The sequence below is a fragment of the Alcanivorax sp. HI0044 genome, assembly GCF_001634945.1.
Window position 1 is genome coordinate 1 of sequence record NZ_LWEZ01000947.1, and the last position, 6,525, is coordinate 6,525.

The window sequence follows — 6,525 nt, forward strand, 5'->3', positions numbered from 1 at the left end:
CCAGTTCCTTGGCACCGTAGCTGCCAACACGCTGGATGATTTCGTCCATCAACGGAATCAACGATTCACCGCCTTCCAGGCCGAAACGTTTGGTACCCGGATACTTGCTGCCCAGATATTTTTCCAGGCCCTCAGCAGCAGACAAGCGTTCAAGAATATGCTTCTTGATGTCCGTGCCGTATTCCGGATGACAGCGCACCCCTTCCATGCGTTGCTGCAACCAGCGTTTTTCAGCGGTGTTGACCATGTGCATGTATTCCGCACCCACGCTGGAGCAGTAGGTACTGGTCAGGCAGTCAACGATATCGCGGAGAGAGGTTTCAGGCTTACCAATAAACAGGTTGCCTGTTTGGAATACGGTATCCAGATCAGCCGTGCTGAGACCGTGATGCGCCAGTTCCAGGTCTGGAACGGCTTCGCGCTCCATGATGCCCAGCGGGTCCAGCTTGGCCACCTGGTGACCACGGTTTCGGTAGGCTGCAATCAAGTGCAGCACACGGACCTGACGACGCTCGTGCTCCGTGCTGACCGCACCGGCACCAAACTTCTGCACCCGCGAACGGTTCTTCGCCTGCAACAGAAAGTATTCACGCACGGCGGCGTGGGGCACATCGGATTCGACGGCGGTATCAACACTGGGGAGTTTTTCGAAATAAACGCGCCAGTCTTCCGGCACGGAATTAGGATCAGTCAGGTAGGATTCGTACAGTTCATCGACATAGGCAGCGTTGGCTCCCCCGATATGGGAGGACTGCCATTGCCGCTGCATGGAACTGTCTTGCATGTTAGCTCGTTCCTTCGGCGGGAGGTTGTCACACTCTGTGGTATGAGTAACTGCGACCACAGGGGGGCGACCCTGTTCCCGTACGCTCGTATTTTTCGGAACAACGCCTTTTAAGCCCTGTTCCACCCATGAGATGCAACCTGCTATCTCGCCCATACCGGGTCGGGTCTGGGTAGAAGCCTGCTACCTCTCGTCGAGGGATTACCTCGAACTGCTATCTAGTGTAGCCCTTTTAATTCGGTTTTGTTAGGCACCGAATTCATAAAGTAACTTATGACTCTTTCCGAATGTGTCTGCCATTGGCAAAACGTCGAATAGACAGCCAAAAACGTCATCTCCGACTTTATTACATACAAAAAAGGCGGCCATCAGGCCGCCTTTCTCGTTTCGGGTCAGATGCCCCGCTCCAACAGCATGGAACGGATATGACCAATGGCCCGGGTCGGGTTCAACCCTTTCGGGCAAACGCTGACGCAGTTCATGATGCCGTGGCAACGGAACAGGCTGAAGGGGTCATCCAGTTTGGACAGACGCTCTTCAGTTACTGTGTCGCGGCTGTCCGCCAGGAAGCGATAGCTCTGCAACAGGGCCGCCGGCCCCAGGAACTTGTCCGGGTTCCACCAGAAACTTGGGCAGCTGGTTGAACAGCAGGCACAGAGAATACACTCGTACAGGCCATCCAGCTTTTCACGCTCTTCCGGGCTCTGCAGGCGCTCGATGGCCGGAGCCGGCGAGGTGTTCTGCAGATACGGCTGCACTTTTTCGTACTGGTTATAGAACATACCCATGTCCACCACCAGATCACGAATGACCGGCAGGCCCGGCAGCGGGCGAAGGATCAGCGGCTTCTTGCCTTCCAGCACACCCGGTGCCACCTGGGACAGCGGAGTGATACAGGCCAGGCCGTTCTTGCCGTTCATGTTCATGCCATCGGAACCGCAAACACCTTCACGGCAGGAGCGACGGTAGGACATGGACTCGTCCTGTTCTTTCACCAGCGCGAGAATGTCCAGCACCATGAGGTCTTTACCCTGGGTATCGACCTCATACTCCTTCATGCTCGGCTCGCGATCCGTTTCCGGATTGTAGCGATAGATACTGACTTTCATCGTTAGCTCCCCTTAGTAGGTCCGCGCCTTGGGCTGGAAGGTGTCAACGGTCTTCGGCTTGAAGTTCACGTCACGCTTGCCCAGCTTCTTGGCTTTGGGGTCGAAGATGGAGTGGCACAGCCAGTTCTCATCGTCACGATCCGGGTAATCGTAGCGGGAATGCGCGCCACGACTCTCGGTACGGCCTTCGGCCGCGATGGCGGTGGCTTCCGCCACTTCCAGCAGGTTATCCAGCTCCAGCGCTTCAATACGCGCGGTGTTGAACGGCTTGCTCTTGTCATCCAGGTGCGCCTTGGAAATCCGCTCACGCAGATCGGCCAGCTTGGCCACGCCTTCCGCCATCAGGTCGCCCTTGCGGAACACCCCGAAGTGGTTCTGCATCACGCTCTGCAGCTCTTTGCGCAGCGCGGAGACAGATTCGCCACCCTTGGAGTCGTCCCAACGGCGAACCCGGGAGAGCGCTTCCTCAATATCCGCATCGCGCGGCTCGTATTGAGTCATACCCTGACGCAGGGCATCTTCAATGTACAAACCGGCTGCACGACCGAATACCACCAGATCCAGCAGCGAGTTACCGCCCAGGCGGTTGGCACCGTGTACGGATACACAGGCCACTTCACCCACGGCAAACAGACCGTTCACGAACTGCTCTTCGCCTTCATGGCCACCGGTCAGCTTGAGCGCCTGACCGTGAACATTGGTGGGGATACCGCCCATCATGTAGTGACAAGTCGGCACAACCGGGATCGGCTCTTTCACCGGATCGGTCTGCGCGAAGGTAATGGCCAGTTCACAGATGCCCGGCAGGCGGCTGTGCAGCACTTCTTCACCCAGGTGATCCAGCTTCAGGAAGACGTGATCGCCATCCGGACCGGCACCACGGCCATCCAGAATTTCCATCATCATGGAACGGGCAACAACGTCACGGGACGCCAGATCTTTGGCGTTCGGCGCGTAACGCTCCATGAAGCGCTCACCGTCTTTATTGATGAGATAACCACCCTCGCCCCGGCACCCTTCGGTTACCAGTACGCCGGCACCGGCGATACCGGTGGGGTGGAACTGCCACATTTCAATATCCTGCACCGGCAGGCCGGCACGCAGGGCCATGCCCACGCCGTCACCAGTATTGATCAGGGCATTGGTGGTGGAGGCGTAGATACGGCCGGAACCACCGGTGGCAAAGACGGTTGCCTTGGCCTTGAAGAACACGGTTTCACCGGATTCGATATCAATGGCGATGACACCACAGACATTGCCGTCAGCGTCTTTTACCAGTTCTGCCGCGTACCACTCATTGTAGAACTGGGTGCCGTTCTTCAGGTTCTGCTGGTACAGGGTATGCAGCAGCGCGTGGCCGGTACGGTCAGCCGCCGCACAGGTACGGGCCGCCTGGCCGCCTTCACCGAAGTTCTTGGACTGACCACCAAACGGACGTTGGTAGATACGACCTTCTTCAGTACGGGAAAACGGCAGCCCCATATGGTCCAGTTCGTAGACCGCTTCAGGGCCTACATTACACATGTATTCGATCGCGTCCTGGTCACCGATGTAATCGGAACCTTTCACGGTATCGTACATGTGCCAGCGCCAATCATCGTTGGGATCGGCGGACGCGATCGCACAGGTGATACCGCCCTGGGCGGATACGGTGTGCGAACGGGTCGGGAAAACTTTGGAAATCAGCGCAGTCTTGAAACCGGACTGGGCCATTTGCAGTGAGGCGCGCATACCGGCACCACCACCACCTACGACGATAGCGTCAAACGTAATAGTGCGAATGGACATGGATTACGCCCCTCCCCAGATCAGAACCAGACCCCAAAGCAGGTACACAACCAACGCCAGTGCAATTGCCAGCTGGGCAATCAGGCGAACGCCGGTGGCGGCTTTACCAAAGGTCAGGCTGGTCAGGTAGTCCGTGGTTACGCCCCACAGGCCTACCCAGGTGTGTGCAGCGACAGAAATTACCAGCAGGGTGTTGGCTATCTGCATGCAGATAGATCCCATGAAGGCTTTCCAGCTGCCATAATCCAGATCACCGGCGGTGATCAAATAACCCAGCATGCCGATCATGTATACACCGATGATGACAGCTGATACTCGCTGAATGAGCCAGTCATACAGGCCGTTACGGCCCAGGCTCGTTACACTGGTTACCATATCCAGACTCCTGTCAGCAGAATCAATACCGCAGAGATGATGAAGGCCAACTTGGCGCCACGACGGCCGCCTTCCAGGCTTTCACCAACACCGGTGTCCATAATCAGGTGACGAATGCCCGCCACCAGGTGGTATAGCAATACAGACAGGATGCCCCATACCACCAGCTTCACCAGCAGTGAGGTCATCATCAGTTCTTTCAGGTCCGCAAAGCTCTCGGGAGACGCCAGGGAGCGATCCAGCATCCACAGCAGAATCGGCAACGCCAAAAAGATGGCAACGCCGGTTACACGGTGGGTGATAGATGCTATAGCCGTGACCGGGAACTTGATCGTGCTCAGATCGAGGTTAACGGGTCGCTTATCGTTCACGGTAGCCTACTTATAGCCGGGCCTCTGTATTAGAGGCGGTTGTCGGGAACTTGGCAGAGTCATTGAGATCAGAACGTGAAGACTGATCTTAATAATCTGCCCGGGCCGGGGTGGGCCCGTGTGAAACCCCCAGCAGGAGGTTTCTGCCGGGCGGGAGTATATCGCCGCGACTTACGCAAAACAAACGCTCCAGGTGACAATTATTCTTCACTTACCGGCTAACGCGTTGATTTACAATGATGCACCTGATGTGAACGCCGTGAATTTGTGTTGCACCATGCTGAGGCAAAACGACCATTCAGGCGTAACAAGCTGTTTACCCTACAAAAGTCTGACTCGCCGGTTCTCGCCTGCGCGTTGACAAAGGTGTGTCAAAACTTTACCTTCCCCCGCGCTTTGGAGGACCTTCCTTACCTTGAGGAACGTTCCCTCGTCCGCCAATGGAGAGATTCCCATGACCGAGAAGAAAGCCACTCTCAAGGTAGAGGGTCAGGACCTGGACCTGCCGATCTACACCCCGACTCTGGGCCGCGACGTTATCGACGTGTCCAAACTGGTAGCTAACGGCGTCTTTACTTTCGACCCGGGTTTCACCTCTACCGCTTCCTGTGAATCCAAGATCACCTTTATCGATGGTGAAGTGGGTAAACTTCTGCACCGCGGCTACTCTATCGAAGAGCTGGCAGGTCAGTCCGATTATCTGGAAGTGTGTTACACCCTGCTGTACGGTGAACTGCCCACCGCAGAACAACGTGATCAGTTCATCAGCACCGTGAAGAATCACACCATGGTGCACGAGCAGATCCGCAACTTCTTCAACGGTTTCCGCCGCGATGCCCACCCGATGGCCATCATGTGTGGCGTAGTTGGCGCGCTGTCCGCCTTCTACCACGACTCTCTGGATATCAATAATCCCGAGCACCGTGAAATCACCGCGTACCGCCTGATCGCGAAGATGCCCACCATCGCGGCCATGTGCTACAAGTACGCGCTGGGCCAGCCGTTCATGTACCCGCGCAACGACCTGGGTTACGCAGAAAACTTCCTGCACATGATGTTCGGCAACCCCTGCGAAGAGTCCAAGATCAGCCCGACCCTGGCCAAGGCCATGGATCGCATCTTCATCCTGCACGCGGATCACGAGCAGAACGCCTCCACCTCTACCGTGCGTCTGGCAGGCTCTTCCGGTGCCAACCCGTTCGCCTGTATTGCTGCTGGCATCTCAGCCCTGTGGGGCCCGGCACACGGTGGCGCCAACGAAGCCGTGCTGAACATGCTCGATGAAATCGGCTCCCTAGATAACATCGACACCTACATCGCCAAGGCCAAGGACAAGAACGACCCGTTCAAGCTGATGGGCTTCGGTCACCGCGTTTACAAGAACTACGATCCACGTGCCACCGTGATGCGCGAGTCCTGCCACGACGTTCTGGCCGAACTGGGTGTGAACGATCCGCAGCTGGAACTGGCCATGAAGCTGGAAGAAATCGCACTGAACGACCCCTACTTCAAAGAGAAGAAGTTGTTCCCGAACGTGGATTTCTACTCCGGCATCATCCTGAAAGCCATCGGGATCCCTACCTCCATGTTCACCGTAATCTTTGCCCTGTCACGCACCGTGGGCTGGATTGCGCACTGGAACGAAATGATCTCCAACCCGTACAAGATTGGCCGTCCGCGCCAGCTGTACACCGGCGAAGCCGAGCGCTCCTTCGTGCCGGTCAACGAGCGCAAATAAGCGCCTCGTTATCGCCTGACAAAAAACCGCCTTCGGGCGGTTTTTTTGTATCTGCAAAACCACCGCGAGTTAAACTCGTGGCGCCTTAAAACTCGCTGCTCGCCTACCGGGCAACACCGGTTTCGCCCCGCTGATTGGAGCCTATTACCACCCTGCATTTGCGTGGTTGCGCCGTGCATGCAAGCATCATCGTCTCGCTAGCCAACGCAGACATGACAATGAAAAAAATTCTCGCGCTTCTCATCATCATCGCCATTGCCGCCTACCTGCTATTCTGGCCGGTCAGTATCGAGCCCGTCGCCTGGCAAGCCCCTACGGCCCCCGCCCTGGAAGGCCCCTACGCCACCAACACGGCACTCA

The 6,525-nt window shown here is 56.7% G+C and carries 5 protein-coding genes and 1 pseudogene; 1 reads left to right on the forward strand and 5 read right to left on the reverse strand.

Annotated elements, in window-relative coordinates:
* The 5 genes and pseudogenes from A3730_RS11075 to sdhC form a co-directional block, all read right to left on the reverse strand.
* Nucleotides 1-784, reverse strand: a pseudogene (locus A3730_RS11075) (2-oxoglutarate dehydrogenase E1 component); the annotation flags it as partial.
* Nucleotides 785-1,176: 392 nt separating this feature from the next.
* Complete coding sequence (locus A3730_RS11080; RefSeq protein WP_063519193.1) at nt 1,177-1,893, reverse strand: succinate dehydrogenase iron-sulfur subunit; 717 nt, start codon at nt 1,891-1,893, stop codon at nt 1,177-1,179.
* A gap of 12 nt (nt 1,894-1,905) precedes the next feature.
* Nucleotides 1,906-3,681 carry a succinate dehydrogenase flavoprotein subunit gene (gene sdhA, locus A3730_RS11085; RefSeq protein WP_063519194.1) on the reverse strand — a complete coding sequence of 592 codons (1,776 nt, stop codon included), beginning with the start codon at nt 3,679-3,681 and terminating at the stop codon, nt 1,906-1,908.
* A 3-nt stretch (nt 3,682-3,684) separates the two neighbouring features.
* Nucleotides 3,685-4,056: a succinate dehydrogenase, hydrophobic membrane anchor protein gene (sdhD, locus tag A3730_RS11090; protein WP_007150974.1), complete on the reverse strand. Its 372-nt coding sequence runs from the start codon at nt 4,054-4,056 to the stop codon at nt 3,685-3,687.
* Nucleotides 4,050-4,427, reverse strand: a complete 378-nt coding sequence (sdhC, locus tag A3730_RS11095; RefSeq protein WP_063519195.1) for a succinate dehydrogenase, cytochrome b556 subunit — start codon at nt 4,425-4,427, stop codon at nt 4,050-4,052. Before sdhC ends, sdhD begins: the two co-directional genes overlap by 7 nt.
* Before the next feature lie 454 nt (nt 4,428-4,881).
* Between sdhC and gltA the strand changes: the two genes are divergently transcribed.
* Nucleotides 4,882-6,165, forward strand: coding sequence for a citrate synthase (gltA, locus tag A3730_RS11100; RefSeq protein ID WP_063519196.1), 1,284 nt, complete (start codon nt 4,882-4,884; stop codon nt 6,163-6,165).
* Nucleotides 6,166-6,525: the final 360 nt, after the last annotated feature.